The following is a 19,198-nucleotide window of genomic DNA, read 5'->3' on the forward strand; positions in this document are numbered from 1 at the left end:
AAAATTATTGTACGGAGGTGCCTTATGACGTTGCCGAAAATGCTTTTAAAAAAAGAAGAAGAAGTTATTTTTCGCTTGCGAGCAATATTTGAGCGATTTGGATATAAAAAATTCAAGATGAGCAAGTTTGAAGAATATGACTTTTATGCAGAAAACAGAAATTTTTTAAGTAGTGAAAATATATTGACTTTTAGCGGTTTGGACGGAAAGCTTTTGGCTCTAAAGCCCGATGTAACCCTTTCTATCATAAAAAATACAAAGGGGAATTACAAGATTCCCGAGCGGGTTTATTATAACGAAAATGTTTACCGTGTCAGAAAAGGGACGGGAGAGTACAAAGAAATCATGCAAGTGGGTCTGGAATACATAGGAGAGGTGGATTGCTACGCCACTTTAGAGGTAATTCGTTTGGCTCAAAAAAGTATGGCCATTGTCAGTGATGATTACATTATGGATATTTCCCATATGGGGTTTGTTATGGGAATGATTGAAGAGTTGGGTTTAAGCAATAGCCAAAATGAAATACTCCTACAGGGAATGAGTGAAAAAAATACCCATAGTATTCAAGAATTTTGTGAGCAATATGGCGTGAAAGAAGCGTTGAAAAATGCATTGGTAGAAATGGCTTCTCTATATGGCTCTATAGTTGAAACCTTACCTAAGGCCAAAGCCCTTTGTGTGAATGAGAAAATGAAGGAAGCTTTGGCAGAAATAGAGGCGGTTTTTTCTGCACTTAAGGCAAACGGCGTCAGTGAACATTTGAACCTGGATTTTTCTATGGTAAATGGAATGGATTACTACAACGGAATTATCTTTCAAGGGTTTATTCATGGTGTACCCAGCAGTATCCTTTCTGGGGGAAGGTATGATAATCTTGTGCATAAGTTAGGGAAAAATAGTGATGCCATTGGTTTTGCCGTTTATCTTGATTTATTGGAACGATACGATAACTTACAAAAGGAATATGATACAGATATTCTTTTGCTTTATGAAGATAACACAGACACAGGGGCTTTGCTGAAATCAGTGGAGATGTTGACGGACAATGGACAAAGCGTAATGGTACAAAAACAGAATACAGGAAGGGTAAAATACAAACAGCTGTGGAGCATGAAAGAAAGGGGGCTTGAAATCATTGCAGAGAATGATTAATATCGCCTTGCCAAAAGGTAGGATGGGTGAAAAGGCTTACGGTGTTTTTGAAGGCATCGGCTATGGTTGCCCCTCAATTCTGGAAAACACCCGAAAGTTAATTTTTGAGAATGAGGAAAATGGTGTACGCTATTTTTGGGTAAAGCCCTCGGATGTGGCAATTTATGTGGAACGAGGGGTTGCTGATGTGGGGATTGTCGGCAAGGATATTCTTCTTGAGCAATCGTCTGATGTTTATGAATTGTTAGACTTGGGCATGGGAAAATGTCGTATGGCGGTAGCGGGAAAAAAGGGTGGCAGAATTGACACAGACCGTACCCTTCGGGTAGCAACGAAATTTCCTAATATTGCAAGGAAATATTTTAGAAAGCAAAGCTTAGAAATTGAAATAATTGAACTTCATGGTTCTATTGAAATAGCCCCAATTCTTGGGATGTCCGATGTGATTGTGGATATTGTGGAGACAGGAACGACTCTTTTGGAAAATGACTTGGAGCCATGGGAGGACATTGTTCAAATTAGTGCAAGGTTTATTGCAAACAAAGCGAGTCATAAGTTTTTGAATGCACCCATTAAGCACATGTATGAGAAGATGAATAATGTAATTACAAAGAAATCTTGAGGTGATACTATGATAAAACAGTATACATATAAAGAAATGAATATGGACGAGATTTTTTCTCGTACGGAAGAGAAAGATGAAATTGCCCAAGTGGTTTCAGAAATTATTGAGGTCGTCCGTCAAAAGGGGGATTCTGCACTGAGAGAATACAGCCAGCGTTTTGATGGGGCAGTTTTGGAGGATATGGAAGTTAATGCAGAGGAAATACAGGCTGCTTTTGAGGGGACAGATAAAGGGTTTCTATCTATTTTGGAAGAAGCAGCAGATCATATTCGTGGGTTTCATCAAAATCAGAAACGTGCAGATTTCGTATACACACCAAGGGAGGGCGTTATTTTAGGACAAAAGATAACACCCTTAGACAGAATAGGGCTATATGTTCCGGGTGGAACGGCAAACTATCCGTCCACGGTTTTAATGAATGCCATTCCTGCAAAGATAGCAGGGGTTAAAGAAATCATTATGGTAAGCCCTACAAAGGGCGGAAAAATGAACCCTGATGTTTTGGTTGCGGCGAAAATTGCTGGGGTTGACCGTATTTTTAAAGTTGGAGGGGCACAGGCTATTGCCGCTTTGGCATTTGGCACAGAGACCATCCCGAAGGTAGATAAGATTGTAGGCCCTGGGAATGCATATGTTGCAGAGGCAAAAAAACAGGTTTTTGGAAAGGTCTCCATTGATATGATTGCTGGGCCCAGTGAGATTTTAGTGATTGCCGATGATAAGTCGGATGCTCAGGTTATTGCGATGGATATGCTTTCTCAAGCGGAGCATGATACCATGTCAAGTGCAGTTTTGGTGACAGATAGTAAGACATTGGCGGAAGCAGTTTCTAGGTCTTTGGAAATGCAAATTCCCCTTTTACTAAGAAAAGAAATCGCTAGAAAGTCCATTGATGACAACGGCAAAATCATTTTGGCTGGAAGTATCAAAGAAGCCATTGAGATTGCAAACCAGATTGCTCCTGAGCATTTGGAATTATGTGTGGATAATCCTTTTGATTATTTGGCGGATATTCGCCATGCAGGCTCTATCTTTTTGGGACGAAATGCGCCCGAGGCATTGGGGGATTATTTTGCAGGAACAAACCACACCCTGCCTACAGGGGGAACAGCAAGATTTGCAAGCCCCCTATCCGTAGATGATTTTATAAAGAAGTCCTCCTTCACCTATTATACGAAAGAGGCATTGGAAAAAGAGGCAGAGAAAATCAATGTTTTTGCCCAAAGGGAAGGGTTATTTGCCCATGGGAAATCTGCCACCATACGAACGAAAAAGGAGGGAGATGAATGAGCCGTTTTTTAAGCCCAAGATTTGCCATGTTAGAGGCATATACCCCAGGGGAACAGCCTAGGGATCAACAATATGTTAAGCTGAACACCAACGAGTCTCCCTATCCCCCTTCGCCTGAGGTGATTGAGCGGGTGAGTAGGGAGGAAGTTGAGAAATTGAACCGTTACCCTGACCCAGAAGGAAAGATCTTAAAAGAAAAGCTTGCAAAGTTATATGGGGTAAAGAAAGAAAATATTTTTCTATCCAATGGTTCAGATGATATTTTAAATTTTTCTTTCATGGCCTTTTGCGATGGTGAAAGAGGCGTAGTTTTCCCTGAAATTAGCTATGGTTTTTACCCCGTTTATGCTGATCTATATCATATTCCCCATTTAAAAGTTCCGCTGCAAGATGATTTTTCCATTAACTATAAGGACTATTGCAATGTAAATAAAATGATTGTGATCGCTAATCCTAACGCACCAACGGGTTTGGAAATAGGGCTTTTGGAGATAGAAGAAATTTTAAAATCCAACCCTAACCATGTTGTTTTGATTGATGAGGCTTATGTGGATTTTGGCGGAACATCAGCAGTTGAGCTAGTGGGGAAATATCCTAATTTATTGGTTTGTATGACTTATTCGAAATCTCGCTCCATGGCGGGGGCAAGGCTTGGCTTTGCCATTGCATCAAAAGAAATCATTGAGGATTTGGAAAAAATCAAATTTTCTACTAATCCATATAATATCAATCGTTTGACATTGGTAGCGGGGGAAGCGGCTATAGATAGCGATGATTATTATAAAGAAAATGTAAAGAGAATTATTGATATCCGTGAAAAAACAGTAGTGGAATTAAAAAAATTGGATTTCACCGTTTTGGACTCAAAGGCAAACTTTGTTTTTGTGGAAAATCCTAAAATCTCTGGCGGAGAGTTGTATGCGGAGCTCAAGAAAAAAGGTGTGTTGGTACGTCATTTTGAAAAAGATAAAATACAGGACTTTGTTCGAGTGACCATTGGGACAGAAGATCAGATGGAAGTGTTTTTGCAAAAAACCGCTGAAATTTTAGCCAACAGATAGGAGGGTTTCCATGGGATTTAGTGAGGTTAAAAGAATAACTGGGGAAACGGAAATTCAACTATCCCTTTCTCTGTATGGAACAGGAAAAAGCCAAATATCCACAGGCTGTGGATTTTTGGATCATATGTTAACCCTTTTTGCAAAACATGGGCGGTTTGACTTGACTGTGGCGTGCAAAGGGGACACCTATGTGGATGACCATCATTCTGTAGAGGATGTGGGCATTTGTTTAGGTATGGCGTTTGCCCAAGCACTGGGTAGTTGTGCTGGAATAGCAAGATATGGACATATTATTTTGCCCATGGACGAGGCTCTCATTTTAACAGCGGTGGATATTTCAGGCCGTGGACACTTGGAGTTTGATTTGCAGATTCCAACAGAGAAAGTAGGCACCTTTGATACCGAGTTGGTTGAGGAATTCTTTATCGCCTTTACCAGAAAGAGCAATGTGACCTTACATATGAAACAGATTGCGGGTAAAAATTCCCACCACATTATTGAAGGGGTGTTTAAGGCCGTTGCTCGCAGTTTAAATATGGCTGTAGCCATTCAGGATGCCTATCGGGATGAAATTCCGTCTACGAAAGGGGTGCTTTAAATGATTGCCATTGTGGATTATGGCGTGGGAAATTTATTTTCCTTAAAAAGCTCCTTTGGCGTCATTGGAGCAGAAGTACAGGTGACAGGGGACGGAGAGGTCATCCGAAGCAGTGAAAAAATCATCCTTCCCGGCGTCGGAGCGTTTGAGGATGCCATTGCAAAGCTTCGAAAAACTGGCTTGGATAAAGTGATTTTGGAAGAGGTGGAAAAAGGAAAACCTCTTTTAGGTATTTGCTTGGGTATGCAAATGTTATTTCAAAAAAGCTATGAATACGGCGAGCATGAAGGATTAGGGCTAATAGAAGGTAGCATAAAGCCTATTGCACCAATCATAGAGGAAGGATTAAAGGTACCCCATATTGGTTGGAATGCTTTGGTTTTTCCAAAAGAAAAGGAGAAAAGTATCTTATATCGCTATGTTAAGGGGGGCGAGTTCGTATACTTCGTACATTCCTATGCAGGGGTTGGATGTAGCGATACGGTGTCGGCAACGGCAGAGTATGGGGGATCATTGACGGCATCCGTAGAAAAGGAGAATGTTTATGGAACCCAATTTCATCCTGAAAAAAGCGGTGAAGTAGGACTTAAGATTTTAAAAGCATTTTGTGAATTATAAGAGATAAGACCTTGGGTTTTACCCAAACCTACCCGAAGGTCAGCACTTTTGTTACACAAAAGCAAGCCACCCTATCTTGGGTGGTGCAATATTGAAAAAATTAGGCAAAAACTTTTAATGAAAACCGGCAAGCACGGTTTTAAAGAGGGTCAAGGGAAGAATTCCCTTGTGGGGGAGTTGGGGCAAAGCCCCGAGGTCTTGAAGTTTTGAGAAATTGAGAATTAAATAGCCTTGAGTGTTATCTAGCGAATCAACTTTTTTGCATAAAAGGAGTTCAAAAACTATTAGGCAAAACCGTGTAGGTACGGTTTTAAAGAGGGTCAAGGGAAGAATTCCCTTGTGGGGAGTTGGGGCAAAGCCCCGAGGTCTTGAAATTTTGAGAATTGAGAATTAAATGGCCTTGAGTGTTATCTAACTAATCCACTTTTGCATAAAAGGAGTTCAAAAACTATTAGGCAAAACCGTGTAGGAACGGTTTAAAAGAGGGTCAAGGGAAGAATTCCCTTGTTGGGGGTTGGGGCAAAGCCCCAAGGTCTTTGTAGAAAGGGAGGAATTTATGAAGCTTTTTCCTGCGATTGATATTATAGAAGGATGTGCTGTAAGGCTTGTAAAAGGGGACTATGCCCAAAAAACCGTTTATAGCACCAACCCTGTTGCCGTGGCAAAGTCCTTTGCCGAGGCTGGGGCAACCTATTTACACTTGGTAGATTTGGAGGGGGCGAAGGATGGAAGTACTCCAAATTTAAAAATCATTGGAGAAATTATAAAAGAAAGTGGTCTATTGGTTGAGGTGGGCGGTGGAATCCGCTCCGAGAAAACCATTCAAAAATATTTAGATTCAGGAGTCTTTCGTGTGATTTTAGGAACAGCGGCAGTAAATAACCCTGAATTTTTAAAGGAAATGGTACTAAAATATGGCGAAAGAATTGCCGTTGGTGTAGATTTCAAAGACGGTAAGGTGGCGGTGAAAGGATGGACAGAACTTTCAGAGGAGAGTTGTTTTGAATTTTGTGAAAAACTTGAGAAAATTGGGGTTAAAACCATTATTTGTACGGATATTTCCAAGGATGGTTTGCTTGCTGGGACAAATTTAGCCTTATACAAAGAAATGTCGGGGAAATTTAATATGGATATTGTTGCATCGGGTGGTGTGACTACTTTGGAGGATGTTGCCCGATTACAGAAAATGGGGCTTTATGGTGCAATTTTAGGCAAAGCCTTATATACAGGAAATATTGATTTAAAACAAGCCATTGACTTAACAAAGGGGGAACGCTTGTGATTACAAAACGAATTATCCCTTGTTTGGATGTAAGAGACGGACGGGTGGTAAAGGGCGTTAATTTTCAGGGACTTTCTGATGTTTCTTCGCCAGTGGACTTGGGAAAGTTTTACAGCGATAACGGTGCAGATGAACTGGTTTTTTATGATATTACTGCTTCTGTCGAGGGGCGAGGGTTGTTCACTCATATTTTGCAAGAGGTTGCTTCTCAGATATTTATCCCGTTAACCGTTGGGGGTGGCATTCATACCCTTGAGGATTTTGATCGAGTTTTAAAATGCGGTGCCGATAAGGTAAGTGTAAACTCCGGTGCCATAAAAAATCCAAATCTGGTTTTGGAAGGAGCAAAAAAATACGGTAATCAATGTGTAGTTCTCTCTGTTGATGTGAAGCGAGTAGACGGTAAATTCATGGTTTTTGCCAAAGGCGGCAGAGAGAATACAGGCATGGAGGCTCTCAGTTGGATTAAGCGGTGCGAAAAAATGGGTGCCGGTGAAATTGTTGTAAACAGCATTGATACCGATGGGGTGAAAAAAGGCTTTGACTTGGAAATGCTTCAGGCAGTTTGTGATATTGTTTCCGTTCCTGTGATTGCTTCGGGAGGAGCAGGCTGTGTTGAGGATTTTGTTACTTTGTTTAAAACTTTGCCTAGGGTTGATGCAGGTTTAGCTGCATCCATCTTCCATTTTGGAGAGGTTGACATACCTGGTTTGAAAAAGAAATTGGCAGAAAACCAGATTATCGTGAGAAGGTAAGGAGGCGAAATTTATGCTCGAGATAGATGAATTGAAGTTTGATGATAATGGGTTGATCCCAGCGGTGGTGGTAGATACCAAAACAAAAAGGGTATTGACGTTGGCTTATATGAACCGTGAAAGCTTGCAAATTAGTTTGGAGGAGGGCAGAACCTGTTTTTGGTCTAGGTCAAGACGGGAGCTTTGGCGTAAAGGCGAGACATCGGGGAATGTACAGCATATTGTTGCCATTACTGCCGATTGCGATTTAGACGCCCTTACCGTTGAAGTGGAGAAAGACGGCCCTGCTTGTCATTTAGGAGAGGATTCCTGTTTCCATAACCCGATTTTAGTGAAAGAGAAGTATAGCAACTTTGATGCAGATAGCCTAATGGATTTAATTGAGGGTAGAAAGGTAGAAAAAAAAGATGGCTCTTATACCACTTATTTATTTGAAAAGGGCTTAGATAAGATTTTGAAGAAAATCGGTGAGGAGTCTACAGAGGTAATCATTGCTGCAAAAGCTGAAGATAAAAGGGAAACCATTTACGAAATTGCAGATTTGGCGTATCATGTAATGGTGTTAATGGTTGAAACGGGAATTTCTTTGGATGATATCCGCCAGGAATTGGCCTCTCGCCATGTGATAGATCAGAAAGTGAAACAGGAGAAGATGACAACATGATTCCAAAAATGAATTTTCACACTCATACAAACTTTTGCGATGGGAAAGAATCTGCGGAAAGCATGGTTTTAGCAGCCATTGAGAAGGGTTTTACCGCCCTTGGATTCAGCGGGCATAGTTATACCTATTTTGATGAGCGGTATTGTATGAGTAAAGGCGGAGTAAAGGAGTACCAAAAGGAAATAAAGCGTTTAAAGGAAGTTTACACAGATAAAATTAGTATTTACTGCGGAATTGAACAAGATTTTTATTCAGACGAACCTATTTTAGATTTTGAATATGCCATTGGTTCTGTTCATTACATAAAAAAAGATGGACAGTTTTTATTGGTGGATGAAACTGCGGAAATTATGAAAGCGGATATTCAAGAGCAATTTGGCGGTGATCCCTATGCCTATACAAAATTATACTTTGAAACAGTGGGTGAAGTATTGAAAAAAACCAATGCTGATATCATCGGGCACTTTGATTTATTGACAAAATTTAATGAGGACAATGGCATTTTTAATATAGCAGACAAACGCTATCTTGAATACGGATTTGGTGCCATTGAGGCTTTGATTCCATATGGCAAACCCTTTGAAATTAACACAGGGGGTATTTACCGTGGATTTCGAAAGGATGCATACCCTTCCCTTGATTTTTTAAAAGAGATTAAAAGGCGTGGTGGTAATATCCTTCTTTCCAGCGATAGCCATGACGGAAATTCTTTGGGTTTTCGTTTTGAAGAAGTGGTGAAACTAGCTTTGAAAGTGGGTTTTACCTCCACATTGGTTTGGACACCCCAGGGATTTGAAGAAATAGGTTTAAAGTAATAAGAAATTAACAAATTAACAAAACCTCCTATACTTTTTAGGCAAGATACGAAAAGTATAGGAGGTTTTTTATAGAATTTTTAAAGAGGGTTGCTACAAATTAGGACTTCCTGGAAAAAAACATATTATTCTCTGTCAATCAAGCCGGATTCAATTAAGAAATCATGTGCAACTCGATCGGGTGCCTCTTGCAGTTCGTCCACACGATAATTCAGCTCAATCATAACTTCATCTGTGAGAGCATCACCTAACTCTTCCAAAACTGGAACCAATTCTGGATACTCTTTCAATGTTTCCCCTCTAACAAGAGGCATTGCGTAGTATGGAGGAAAAAATTCCTTATCATCCTTCAGAGGAAGAAGATTGAATTTTTTTAGAAGTCCATCTGTTGCAAAGGCATCCACTACATCTACTTTTTTATTAAGCAAAGCTGTATAACGAGGAGAACTGTCTATAGCTAAACTTTCCTTTAAAGAGAAATTATATTTCTTTTGCAAGCCAGGTAGACCATCCTCACGATTCAGGAACTCAAAAGTTGTTCCTGACTTCATGGTTTGTGCAATTTTTCCAAAGTCACTGATGGTTTCCAGGTTATATTTTTGTGCTGTTTCCTTAGTGATGGCCAATACATAGGTATTATTGATGCCCATTTGCTTTAGTACATTAATATTATACTTTTCTTTTAATTCTTTTTTCGAAGTTTCATATACTTCTTCCATATTGCTAATGGGTGGATGTTTCAAAACATCAGTATAGATAGTACCACTATAATCAATGTAAAGGTCAATATCTCCTGTTTGAATTGCTCCAAAGCATACCTGGCTACCCCCAAGCTCAAGCTTACGATTAACGGTAATATCCGTACGATCTTCAATGAACTCAGCAACAAGGTTTCCTAAAACGGCCTGTTCTGTGAAGTCTTTAGATCCGATGGAGATAATCTTTTCACCTTTTACACCACTACCTATAGAGGAGACTGCGAATACAATGGCAAACAAACAAGCGAAAACAGCCAAAATTGCTTTTTGTGATGCTCTTTTTTTCTTTTTCACTGCCGTTTCACCTTTTTGCAGACTAATAGGTGTCACCAATTTTTCCACAATACTCAGCAAGTAGTCGATGAGCAATGCCAAAAAACAAGCAGGGATTGCCCCGGCAAGGATTTGATAGTTGTTTACAGTTCTAATTCCTGAGAAAACCAAATATCCCAAGCCACCTGCACCGATGAAAGCCGCCATGGTCATGAGGCCGACAGCAGTAACGGAGGCGATTCGAACACCAGCCATAATGACTGGCAGGGCAAGGGGGATTTGTACCTTTGTCAATACCTGAAAGGGAGTAAGCCCTATTCCTTTTGCGGCTTCCAAAGTCTGTGGGTTTATGCTTTGGATCCCTGTATAGGTGTTTTTAATAATAGGCAGTAAGGAATAAAGAACAACTGCAACCACAGCAGGTACTTTACCAATGCCTAAAATAGGTATCATAAAACCTAATAATGCCATGCTAGGAATTGCCTGTATAATATTTGCTACAGATAATATAGGTTTACTTGCTTTTGCTGCATAGGATATTAAAATTCCTAAAGGCACACCGATTAGGATTGCAAGACCTACGGAGATACCTGTTAGTTTGATATGTTCAATGAGCAAAGAAAGAATTTGAGCAGCATTTAATACTACATACTCAAAAAAACTAATTATAAATTGTATCATTCTTCTTCACCCTCCTCTTCACAATCAAAGTACTGTTGGCTAAGAGAAGTTACTAAGCTACTTCTTGTAATCAGCCCTGCCAGTTTCTCATTTTCAAATAAAACGGGTACTGTTGATAGACCTCGTTCTGTTACCGTTTTTAGTGCATCCAGAATATTTTGGTCGGGGCTAAGAGTAGGGTATTTTGTTGTCATAAATGCCTCTGCTGTCTGGGTTTTATCTTCAACACCACGCAAGCGGCTAGCCTTTACCATACCTAAAAAGTGGCCTGTTTCTTTATTTACAACCAAGAGGCTGTCAACTTTTTTCTGACGCATACGTTCCATACACTTTAGTACAGGCATATCTTTTGAAGTGGTAATGGGGTTTTCAATCATAATATCGCTCACCTTTATATATTCAGGTGAGGACCAAATACGGTTTTTACCAACAAAGCTTGAAACAAACTCGTCAATGGGATTTTTCAGAATATTCTCAGGTGTATCATACTGAAGAACTTCTCCATTTCGCATGATACAAATTCTATCGGCAATTTTGATTGCCTCCTCCATATCATGGGTAACGAAAATAATTGTTTTCTTTACCTTCATTTGAAGCTGAACCAATTCATCCTGTAAATCAGATCTTGTAATTGGATCCAAGGCAGAAAAAGGCTCATCCATTAAAATAATATCAGGGTCGGTGGCAAAGGCTCGGGCTACACCAACACGCTGCTGCTGGCCACCGCTTAACTCCGTTGGATAACGGTCCAAAAAGGTTTCACAATCCAGACCAACCATTTCCATAAGTCTTTTTGTATTTTCCCCAATCTTTTTCCCATCAATCTTTTCCAGAGTGGGAATCAACTCAATATTCTCTCTTATTGTCATATGAGGGAAAAGACCTGTTTGTTGAATGACATATCCAATATTTCGTCGAAGATCTACTTCGTTAATGTTTTGGATGTTTTCGTTTTCAATATAAATAGCTCCACTAGAGGGCTTAATCAAACGATTTATCATTTTTAAAAGGGTTGTTTTACCGCAACCACTTTCGCCAATTATGGCGACTAATTGTCCTTTTGGTATTTCAAAGCTAACACTTTTAAGGACTTTTTGGGTTTTAAAGTTTTTGGTAACTTTATCAAATCGTACCATCTACATTCCTCCTTCTTCAAAAAAGTAACAACTTTATTTTATTATCAAGTTGTTACTTTTGTCAAGTCAAAAATAACGACACCTAGTCTATGACTCTAGATGTCGTGTCAGTTTTTTCTATTCATTTAGATTGGTTTTTTACCCTTTGTGAGGAGCCGTTTTGGGTGATAAAAAATAGGGGAATCACCTTTTCTAAAGAACATATATGGCTAGGCAAGGCATGAAGAGTTTCTTTACGTTTGACTACAATGCTTATTGCCTAAATATGTTGCTATCATCAGGTTTATCGATAATAATGTTTATAGAATTTCAGCTCTACTTATTTTAATTTCAAAGGTAAAAATGAGGTGGTAGAAAGAACTACCTTGGACTGTCAACAGCTTACGAGGTATGAAAAATTTATTTCACTTTTTTCTTCTACTTTGGTCTCAAAGATTTGTTTTAATTGAGAGCATAATTTTTTTTGAAAAATAAACAAAAAATCCTATTTACTGTCCAAGGAGACAACCATATTGGCCTTTTTGTCAATGAACAGTATTTATATTTTGTACCTTTTGAAAAAGTTTCGTAGACAACTAGGGATAGTTTCAAGGCAATATATCTTATAAATTGGGAAAAGCGTTTCTTCCTAAATTAATTATTACCTGAAGATTAAAACTTATTACTATAATTCAAGAAAATATTAATTTTTTTGTCTTAAGTGTCCGGTTTCTTTTTCAAGGTATTCTATGGCCATACTTTCTAATGTAGTGTTATCTACAACTTCATCCAAGGCATCTTTCATTTTTTTCCATAAAGAAAGGGAAACGCAGAAATCCGAATTAGGGCAAGTAGGGTTATCTACACAATCTACGGGAGAAAGAGAGCCTTCTAAAACTTGTAAAATTTCACCAACGTTGATGTCTTTTGGATGGCGGGAAAGTACATAGCCCCCTTGGGCTCCACGGAAACTCTTTACCAAGCCTACCTTAGTAAGGGGATTGATAATCTGTTCTAAATATTTTTCGGAAATTTGCTGCTCGCTGGCAATGGTTTTCAGGGGTAGCGTTCCCTTATCAAAATTAATTGCCAAAGAAAGCATAAGGCGGATTCCGTAACGCCCTCTAGTGGAAATTTTCATGTATACACCTCTATTCTTCTTCCCAGCCCTTGCATATATCTACCCACTCCACGCATTTGCCAAAGTGAAACAATTCGTCACAGGTTAATTCCACGGCAGAGTTACTGCTGCCTGCGGCAGGGAAAACGGTCTCAAAACGTTTCATTGAAATATCCGCATAAGCCTTTGTGTCTTGGGGCAAAGCGAAGGGGCAAACGCCCCCAACAGCATGTCCTGTGGCTTCCAAGGTTTCTTCGGCGGTTAGCATTTTTGCTTTTAAACCGAAGGTATCTTTAAATTTTCTATTATCAATTTTGGCATCGCCTGCAACGGCAATTACAATAGGGCCTTCTTTTGACATTAAACAAAGGGTTTTGGAGATGCGAGCTGGGATAACACCAGCAGCCTCTGCCGCCAATTCAACAGTAGCACTGGAGGTTGCAAATTCCAAAACGTTTTTGGGGCAACTCATTTCATTCAGATATGCCCGTACTTTTTCAATTGACATGATGATTACAGCTCCTTTTGTACGGAATATTTAGATTCTTCTTTTTTAAAGCATAGCAGAAAACAGGGAATTATGCAAGGAGTAGTGGTATGAGAATAAAACCATTGTCAACGGATAATACTTATGGTATACTTTGGAAATTGCGGGTGATTTTGGTGAGTTTATAGTTTATTAAACCAAGGTTGCTAATTACTGATTTAAATTTTGAATTTCATTAGAACAAGAGGAAAATCGTCCTTTTATTTGTTTTAAATTATAATAACATCGTAATTTTTGCCAACTATATATTATGATAAACTTTATCCGTTTTGCCATAAAATATACTAAAAATGGTGTTAGGTATCTGCCCAGAGGCAAAAACAATTTATTCTTTGCATTGTCTTAGATTTATTTTCTTAACGGCGGTATTATTTGTGCTAAGTCTTATTTTAACCATGCGAGAGACAGAGCAATAATGATACATTTATTGAAGCGTAGGCACTCCCCGTGTGTTACGCTTCATTTTTATTGAAAATGAAATTTTAGTGATAAAGATTTATGCTCATTTTGTGGGTTATATATAATAAGGTAAAGATTTTGTGATTTAATACCCTTGCCTTGACGAGTAATAGGCAAAATGCTATACTCAAAATCAAGTTATTCCCCTTATTTTTAGAGGAAAAACCTTAAATGGAACGAGGAGAAAATATGATTAGAAACATTTTGGAATATTTAGAAGCAACTGCAGTTATGCTGCCAGATAAAATAGCCTTTGCCGGAAAGGAAGAGGCCCTTTCTTTTCAAGAGCTTTTGGATTCAAGCAAGGGGGTTGGGAGCTTTTTATTACGCTACGAAAAGAGAAATGCTCCAGTGGCGGTGATGATGGAAAAAACGCCGTCCTCGATTGCGGCTTTTTTAGGCTGTGTTTATAGCGGGAATTTTTATACGCCCATTGATTCTACAATGCCGAAAGAACGTGTTCTTTCAATATTAAATACCCTAGAGCCCCAAGTGCTTTTGATTGACAAAAAGAGTAAAAAGGCAGCAGAATACTTGGAGTATTCCGGGGAAGTGATTGTATTTGAGGAAATATGTGAAACAGAGGTTGATGAAGAGGCATTAAGGAAAATTCGAGAGTCTGCAATCGATGCGGATCCATTATATGCCTTATTTACATCAGGCTCCACAGGGATACCCAAAGGGGTGGTTATTACCCATCATTCCGTGGTGAACCTGACGGAGTGGTATACGGAAACCTTTGACATTACTCAAAAAGAAATAATCGGCAACCAAGCACCGTTTTATTTTGATTCTTCTGTGAAAGATATTTATGCGGTTTTAAAAACTGGGGCAACCATGGAAATCATTCCGAAACAGTTATTTTCTTTCCCCATGAAACTTATGGAATATGTGGAGGAGAGACAGGTTAATTATATAGATTGGGTGCCTTCAGCTTTTTGTATTGTTGCCAACACAGGAACATTGGAAAAAGTTGTACCAAAAACTTTGAAAAAAATTGCTTTTTGCGGGGAAATTATGCCTACGAAGCAGTATAATATGTGGCTTGAGAAATACCCCCACGCCTTATTTGCAAATATTTATGGGCCAACGGAGGCAACGGTGGATTGTACTTATTACATTGTTGACCGAGAATTTGCTGATGATGAACCTTTGCCCATTGGATATCCTTGCAGAAATACGGATATATTTATATTAAATGGGGATAGACTGGCAAAAGAGGGAGAAACGGGCGAACTCTGTGTTCGAGGGAGATGCCTTGCTCCTGGGTATTATAACAACCCGGAAAAAACGGAGGAGGCATTTATTCAAAACCCTCTAAACCCCCATTACCCAGAAAAGATTTATAAAACTGGGGATGTGGCAAAATATAATGAGTATGGTGAGATTGTTTTCTTGGCGAGAAAAGACCATCAAATTAAGCACATGGGTCATCGTATTGAGCTAGGAGAAATTGAGGCAGCAGTAAATTCCATTGATTTGGTGGAAAGTGGTGTGTGCATTTATCATGCAGATAGTCAAAAAATTGTACTATTTTATTGTGGTAAGGAGGCAACCCAAAGTTATATTCTAAAAAAATTACGGGATAAGGTGCCAAAGTATATGTTTCCTAACGTAATGATTTTGTTAGAAGAAATGCCACATACTTTAAACGGAAAGATAGACAGGCTACGTCTAAAGGAGTATTATGATAAAACAGTTGATTGATGGACAGGATTTTTGGGCAGAAATTGTTAAGAGGCTTTCAAAGGGAGAAAAAACGAACTTCTTTTTTTCAGAGGAAGAGGTACTTCAATTGGTTCAAAAGGGAAAAATCAGTCGCTTGGATTTTGATGGAGGCGTATATTTTTTTGTAACAGAAGAAAACTTATATCGTTTGTATTATTTTTTGGAAAAGGAAAAAAGCCCTGAGGTATTGCCTAGGCTACAACAACCGATTATACTGGAAGAGGTTCATTTGGCAACAAAAGAACGAATTCCCTCGAAGGACACTTGGGAAAAGATAGGATTTCAGCATTACTTAGAGCGAAAACGGATGTATTTGATGGCGAAAAATATTGCCTTTGAAGAAAGAGAGCCTTCCTTTGCAACGGAAGAAATACTCGAGGAAATTTTTCTGTTGATGAACGAGAGCTTTGAACCATTTTCCTCGGCATTGCCCACAAAAGAGGCGTTGCTAAAGGATATTCAAGAGCAGAGAGTATTGATTTCCTTAAAAAACCAAAACCTCCTTGGATTTTTGCATTTTGGTGATGAAAAACAGGGGAGTATGCTTTGGCATATTGCCGTTTTACCCCAAGCAAGAGGCTTAGGTGTTGGTGAAGGACTTTTGCAAGACTGGTTTTTAGCCAGAAAGGATATAGCGAAGAAATTTATGCTTTGGGTAAGGACAGATAATCCGCCTGCTTTACGAATGTATGAAAAGCATGGGTTCCTGCCAGATGGCAGGGTGGCACCCGTCATGATAAAAACCACATAACAGAAAGGATAATGGACAAATGGATACACTTTTAAAAATTTTAGTTGAGTTAAGACCCGACGTAGATTTTGAGGACAACAAAGAATTGGTGGACAGCGGTGAGTTGGATTCCTTCGATATTGTGTCTTTGGTAGGGGAATTATGTGAAGCCTATGAGATTGAAATAGGTGCAGAGGACATTGTTCCCGAAAATTTCAACTCAGTTGAAGCAATAATGGCTATGGTAGTAAGATTGCAGGAAGATTGATATTTAAGGAGATTGGGTTATGGCATTTACTTCGGTACAGTTTGTGGTTTTCCTGTTTCTGGCGGCCACATCATATTTCCTGACCCCGAAGCGTTACCGTTGGGTAACGCTTTTCCTCGTTAATTATATCTTTTATTTTATGGCGGGGGCAGGGTATTTTATATACTTGCTTGCAACAACAATCACCATTTACCTTGCAGGTGTGAAGCTTGGTAATATGTCGGCTAAGAATAAGGCCGATTTTGCTGCGGCTAAAGGAGAGTTGGACAAAGAGCAAAAAAAAGCGTGGAAAGGGAATTTTACCAAAAAGAAACGTATGGTTTTAATTCCTGCTCTTTTATTCAACTTTGGTATTTTAGCAGTTTTAAAGTATTATAACTTTGTGGGAGCCAACTTGAATGCATTGCTTGAGCGTTTTTCCATTGGTGCTGAGGTTCCTGTTTACAGCTTTTTGTTACCTTTAGGTATTTCATTTTACACCTTTCAATCCGTGGGTTATTTGATTGACGTTTACAGGGAAAAATATGAACCTGAACGCAATTTAGCAAAGTTTGCGTTGTTTATTTCCTTTTTCCCTCAAATTGTTCAGGGGCCTATTGGCAGGTATCATATTTTGGCAGAACAACTATATCGGCCCAATACCTTTTCCTATGAAAGGGTGAAATTTGGCATTCAGCTTATGTTTTGGGGTGCTTTTAAAAAGCTAGTGATTGCTGATCGGGCAGGGGTTATTGTGGATACTATTTTTGGTTACCCCGATACCTTTGGAGGAACTTATGTAGCAGTTGCAGCGTTTGTTTATTGTATACAGCTTTATGGCGACTTCTCTGGTGGCATTGATATTGCCACGGGTGCGGCCCAAGTTTTAGGAATTCAACTGGAAAAGAACTTTGAGCGGCCTTATTTGGCAACCAGTATACCTGATTTTTGGCGTAGGTGGCATATAACCTTGGGAGCGTGGTTCAGAGACTATGTATTTTATCCCTTGTCTTTATCCAAGTTTTTTATGAAGGTTGGAAAAAAAGGTAGGAAGGTTTTTGGCAACTACATAGGAAAGCTGTTGCCTGTACTCATCCCTCAATTTATCGTATTTTTCCTCATTGGTATTTGGCATGGGGCAGAATGGAAGTATATTGCCTTTGGTTTTTATAACGGGACGTTAATTGTTTTGGGAATTTTATTCGACCAGCCATTGAAAAAGTTGATGGAAAAGTTCCATATCAAAACGGAGTGTTACAGTTGGCGGTTATTCCAAGTTTTACGCACTCTTATTTTAGTAGCATTGGGTAAAATTATTACCAGAGCCCCTGGTGTGAGTGCCTCTGCTTTTATGGTGCATTCTATGTTGAGCAATTGGGATGGGGATATTTTAATCAATGGTGGGTTATTAAAACTGGGTCTTGATGTACAAGATTTGTGGGTGTTGCTTTTCTCATCCCTCGTGTTACTGACAGTCAGCTTAATGCAAGAATCAGGGATACATGTTCGGGAAACCTTATCTAAACAAAACCTCCTGTTTCGCTGGATAATCTATTTGGCGGCAATTTTTTCATTAATTCTATTTGGCGTGTATGGTTTGAATTATAACGCCTCCGACTTTATTTATAGGGGGTTCTAATATGAAAGGAAGTTTAAAAATCGTGACAAGGTGTGTAGCCTTTTTTGTAATATTTTCAATGATATTTTCCAATACGTCAGATTATTTACGTCGTCCTGATGATGAGTCCGACGAAATCCATGCTTTTTATGATGAACCGAAAGAATCCATTGACGTGTTGTTTATGGGCAGCAGCCCCATTCTTAGGGGGGTATCCCCCATGGTAATGTGGGAGCAGGAAGGATTTACTAGCTATGTAAGGGCATCGGCATTACAGCCAACTTCTGTTACCTATGGGCTGTTGCAGGAATCCTTGGAGTATCAGACCCCTGAGTTGGTTGTACTTTTATGTGACAATATTTTTTTGGAGTACGATTATGTAGAGCGAGAAGGGGATTTGCGACGGGCATTGGATGGAATGAAAATTTCTAAGCATAAATTCCAGATTGTAAATGAGATTACGGCGGCTGATGATAGGCAGACACTGCTTTCCTATATGTTTCCCTTGTTTCGTTACCACGAAAGATGGAAAGAAGTTGACTGGGCTGAGGCCGAGCCTACACCATTGATGGAGCACTCCTTTAAAAAAGGAAATGTGTACCTAAGAGGGGGAGAGCCTTTAGCGTTTTCTGATAATTTTATGGAGCCTTCTGGTATAGCTGCTCCTGCATTAAATCAGGATGCAAGAAACGATATAGAAAAATCCATTCGTCTATGTAAAGAAAAAAATATTCCTGTTTTGATGATTCACTTGCCGAAAATGTCTTGGAGCTATGAGCAAAGTGTGGCTTTAGAGAACTTCGCAAAGGAAATGGGTGTGGAATATCTGGATTTTGACCGTGGAGAAATCAGGAGTCAGTTGAGTTTGGACCCTGCCTTGGATTACTACGATCAAGGACATATGAATTTAATTGGTTCCGTGAAGCTTTCCCAGTGGTTTGGCGATTATTTGGATGAAACCTATGACCTGCCCGACCATAGAAAAGATGAGACTTATCAAAGATGGCATGAGGACTATCAAATGTATGCAGAAAGAACCAAAGTGGAGTAGAAATCCTAGAA

The 19,198-nt window shown here is 39.3% G+C and carries 19 protein-coding genes; 15 read left to right on the forward strand and 4 right to left on the reverse strand.

Features of this window, described 5'->3' with window-relative positions:
* Positions 1-24: 24 nt before the first annotated feature.
* The 10 genes from RBQ60_RS03850 to RBQ60_RS03895 all read left to right on the forward strand — a co-directional run bounded on the left by RBQ60_RS03850 (position 25) and on the right by RBQ60_RS03895 (position 8,860).
* Positions 25-1,152 (forward strand): ATP phosphoribosyltransferase regulatory subunit, encoded by a 1,128-nt coding sequence (locus RBQ60_RS03850; protein WP_307885273.1) that lies wholly within the window; start codon positions 25-27, stop codon positions 1,150-1,152.
* Positions 1,145-1,774 (forward strand): ATP phosphoribosyltransferase, encoded by a 630-nt coding sequence (gene hisG, locus RBQ60_RS03855; protein ID WP_307885975.1) that lies wholly within the window; start codon positions 1,145-1,147, stop codon positions 1,772-1,774. The genes RBQ60_RS03850 and hisG overlap by 8 nt, the downstream gene beginning before the upstream one ends.
* Positions 1,775-1,783: 9 nt before the next feature.
* Positions 1,784-3,067: a histidinol dehydrogenase gene (hisD, locus tag RBQ60_RS03860; RefSeq protein WP_307885274.1), complete on the forward strand. Its 1,284-nt coding sequence runs from the start codon at positions 1,784-1,786 to the stop codon at positions 3,065-3,067.
* Positions 3,064-4,128: a histidinol-phosphate transaminase gene (gene hisC / locus RBQ60_RS03865; RefSeq protein WP_307885275.1), complete on the forward strand. Its 1,065-nt coding sequence runs from the start codon at positions 3,064-3,066 to the stop codon at positions 4,126-4,128. Before hisD ends, hisC begins: the two co-directional genes overlap by 4 nt.
* Before the next feature lie 10 nt (positions 4,129-4,138).
* Positions 4,139-4,726, forward strand: a complete 588-nt coding sequence (gene hisB / locus RBQ60_RS03870; RefSeq protein WP_307885276.1) for an imidazoleglycerol-phosphate dehydratase HisB — start codon at positions 4,139-4,141, stop codon at positions 4,724-4,726.
* Entirely contained in the window at positions 4,727-5,344 is a 618-nt protein-coding gene (gene hisH / locus RBQ60_RS03875; protein ID WP_307885277.1) for an imidazole glycerol phosphate synthase subunit HisH, read from the forward strand.
* Positions 5,345-5,900: 556 nt separating this feature from the next.
* Positions 5,901-6,626 (forward strand): 1-(5-phosphoribosyl)-5-[(5-phosphoribosylamino)methylideneamino]imidazole-4-carboxamide isomerase, encoded by a 726-nt coding sequence (gene hisA / locus RBQ60_RS03880; RefSeq protein WP_307885278.1) that lies wholly within the window; start codon positions 5,901-5,903, stop codon positions 6,624-6,626.
* On the forward strand, positions 6,623-7,381 hold the full coding sequence (hisF, locus tag RBQ60_RS03885) for an imidazole glycerol phosphate synthase subunit HisF (RefSeq protein ID WP_307885279.1): 759 nt from the start codon (positions 6,623-6,625) through the stop codon (positions 7,379-7,381). The genes hisA and hisF overlap by 4 nt, the downstream gene beginning before the upstream one ends.
* Positions 7,382-7,394: 13 nt before the next feature.
* Positions 7,395-8,045 (forward strand): bifunctional phosphoribosyl-AMP cyclohydrolase/phosphoribosyl-ATP diphosphatase HisIE, encoded by a 651-nt coding sequence (gene hisIE, locus RBQ60_RS03890; RefSeq protein WP_307885280.1) that lies wholly within the window; start codon positions 7,395-7,397, stop codon positions 8,043-8,045.
* On the forward strand, positions 8,042-8,860 hold the full coding sequence (locus RBQ60_RS03895) for a histidinol-phosphatase (RefSeq protein ID WP_307885281.1): 819 nt from the start codon (positions 8,042-8,044) through the stop codon (positions 8,858-8,860). Before hisIE ends, RBQ60_RS03895 begins: the two co-directional genes overlap by 4 nt.
* Positions 8,861-8,985: 125 nt before the next feature.
* Here the strand turns inward: RBQ60_RS03895 and RBQ60_RS03900 are convergent, their stop codons facing one another.
* The 4 genes from RBQ60_RS03900 to RBQ60_RS03915 all read right to left on the reverse strand — a co-directional run bounded on the left by RBQ60_RS03900 (position 8,986) and on the right by RBQ60_RS03915 (position 13,315).
* Complete coding sequence (locus RBQ60_RS03900) at positions 8,986-10,572, reverse strand: ABC transporter permease/substrate-binding protein (protein WP_307885282.1); 1,587 nt, start codon at positions 10,570-10,572, stop codon at positions 8,986-8,988.
* Entirely contained in the window at positions 10,569-11,708 is a 1,140-nt protein-coding gene (locus RBQ60_RS03905; RefSeq protein WP_307885283.1) for a betaine/proline/choline family ABC transporter ATP-binding protein, read from the reverse strand. Before RBQ60_RS03905 ends, RBQ60_RS03900 begins: the two co-directional genes overlap by 4 nt.
* A gap of 682 nt (positions 11,709-12,390) precedes the next feature.
* The gene (locus tag RBQ60_RS03910) at positions 12,391-12,828 is read right to left on the reverse strand and encodes an RrF2 family transcriptional regulator (protein WP_307885284.1); all 438 of its coding nucleotides are present in this window, start codon (positions 12,826-12,828) and stop codon (positions 12,391-12,393) included.
* Between the two features lie 10 nt (positions 12,829-12,838).
* Positions 12,839-13,315, reverse strand: a complete 477-nt coding sequence (locus RBQ60_RS03915) for a YbaK/EbsC family protein (protein WP_307885285.1) — start codon at positions 13,313-13,315, stop codon at positions 12,839-12,841.
* A 687-nt stretch (positions 13,316-14,002) separates the two neighbouring features.
* Between RBQ60_RS03915 and RBQ60_RS03920 the strand changes: the two genes are divergently transcribed.
* From RBQ60_RS03920 to RBQ60_RS03940, 5 genes are read left to right on the forward strand one after another with little or no spacing between them, the layout of a single operon-like run.
* On the forward strand, positions 14,003-15,520 hold the full coding sequence (locus RBQ60_RS03920) for an amino acid adenylation domain-containing protein (protein WP_307885286.1): 1,518 nt from the start codon (positions 14,003-14,005) through the stop codon (positions 15,518-15,520).
* Positions 15,501-16,292, forward strand: a complete 792-nt coding sequence (locus RBQ60_RS03925) for a GNAT family N-acetyltransferase (RefSeq protein WP_307885287.1) — start codon at positions 15,501-15,503, stop codon at positions 16,290-16,292. The genes RBQ60_RS03920 and RBQ60_RS03925 overlap by 20 nt, the downstream gene beginning before the upstream one ends.
* Before the next feature lie 19 nt (positions 16,293-16,311).
* Positions 16,312-16,539: a phosphopantetheine-binding protein gene (locus tag RBQ60_RS03930; RefSeq protein WP_307885288.1), complete on the forward strand. Its 228-nt coding sequence runs from the start codon at positions 16,312-16,314 to the stop codon at positions 16,537-16,539.
* A gap of 19 nt (positions 16,540-16,558) precedes the next feature.
* Positions 16,559-18,157: an MBOAT family O-acyltransferase gene (locus RBQ60_RS03935; RefSeq protein WP_307885289.1), complete on the forward strand. Its 1,599-nt coding sequence runs from the start codon at positions 16,559-16,561 to the stop codon at positions 18,155-18,157.
* A 1-nt stretch (position 18,158) separates the two neighbouring features.
* A complete protein-coding gene (locus RBQ60_RS03940) occupies positions 18,159-19,187 on the forward strand; it encodes a hypothetical protein (protein ID WP_307885290.1) in 1,029 nt (342 codons plus the stop codon).
* The last annotated feature ends 11 nt before the right edge of the window (positions 19,188-19,198 follow it).

Origin of the sequence: Anaerotignum sp. MB30-C6 (assembly GCF_030908465.1) — a bacterium.
In the GTDB taxonomy this organism is placed as follows: domain Bacteria; phylum Bacillota; class Clostridia; order Lachnospirales; family Anaerotignaceae; genus Chakrabartyella.

Excerpts from the sequence above, each read along its gene's own strand:
- RBQ60_RS03850 (WP_307885273.1), top strand. The coding sequence starts at position 25 with ATGACGTTGCCGAAAATGCTTTTAAAAAAAGAAGAAGAAGTTATTTTT.
- hisG (WP_307885975.1), top strand. The coding sequence starts at position 1,145 with ATGATTAATATCGCCTTGCCAAAAGGTAGGATGGGTGAAAAGGCTTAC.
- hisD (WP_307885274.1), top strand. The coding sequence starts at position 1,784 with ATGATAAAACAGTATACATATAAAGAAATGAATATGGACGAGATTTTT.
- hisC (WP_307885275.1), top strand. The coding sequence starts at position 3,064 with ATGAGCCGTTTTTTAAGCCCAAGATTTGCCATGTTAGAGGCATATACC.
- hisB (WP_307885276.1), top strand. The coding sequence starts at position 4,139 with ATGGGATTTAGTGAGGTTAAAAGAATAACTGGGGAAACGGAAATTCAA.
- hisH (WP_307885277.1), top strand. The coding sequence starts at position 4,727 with ATGATTGCCATTGTGGATTATGGCGTGGGAAATTTATTTTCCTTAAAA.
- hisA (WP_307885278.1), top strand. The coding sequence starts at position 5,901 with ATGAAGCTTTTTCCTGCGATTGATATTATAGAAGGATGTGCTGTAAGG.
- hisIE (WP_307885280.1), top strand. The coding sequence starts at position 7,395 with ATGCTCGAGATAGATGAATTGAAGTTTGATGATAATGGGTTGATCCCA.
- RBQ60_RS03895 (WP_307885281.1), top strand. The coding sequence starts at position 8,042 with ATGATTCCAAAAATGAATTTTCACACTCATACAAACTTTTGCGATGGG.
- RBQ60_RS03900 (WP_307885282.1), bottom strand. The coding sequence starts at position 10,572 with ATGATACAATTTATAATTAGTTTTTTTGAGTATGTAGTATTAAATGCT.
- RBQ60_RS03905 (WP_307885283.1), bottom strand. The coding sequence starts at position 11,708 with ATGGTACGATTTGATAAAGTTACCAAAAACTTTAAAACCCAAAAAGTC.
- RBQ60_RS03910 (WP_307885284.1), bottom strand. The coding sequence starts at position 12,828 with ATGAAAATTTCCACTAGAGGGCGTTACGGAATCCGCCTTATGCTTTCT.
- RBQ60_RS03915 (WP_307885285.1), bottom strand. The coding sequence starts at position 13,315 with ATGTCAATTGAAAAAGTACGGGCATATCTGAATGAAATGAGTTGCCCC.
- RBQ60_RS03920 (WP_307885286.1), top strand. The coding sequence starts at position 14,003 with ATGATTAGAAACATTTTGGAATATTTAGAAGCAACTGCAGTTATGCTG.
- RBQ60_RS03925 (WP_307885287.1), top strand. The coding sequence starts at position 15,501 with ATGATAAAACAGTTGATTGATGGACAGGATTTTTGGGCAGAAATTGTT.
- RBQ60_RS03930 (WP_307885288.1), top strand. The coding sequence starts at position 16,312 with ATGGATACACTTTTAAAAATTTTAGTTGAGTTAAGACCCGACGTAGAT.
- RBQ60_RS03935 (WP_307885289.1), top strand. The coding sequence starts at position 16,559 with ATGGCATTTACTTCGGTACAGTTTGTGGTTTTCCTGTTTCTGGCGGCC.
- RBQ60_RS03940 (WP_307885290.1), top strand. The coding sequence starts at position 18,159 with ATGAAAGGAAGTTTAAAAATCGTGACAAGGTGTGTAGCCTTTTTTGTA.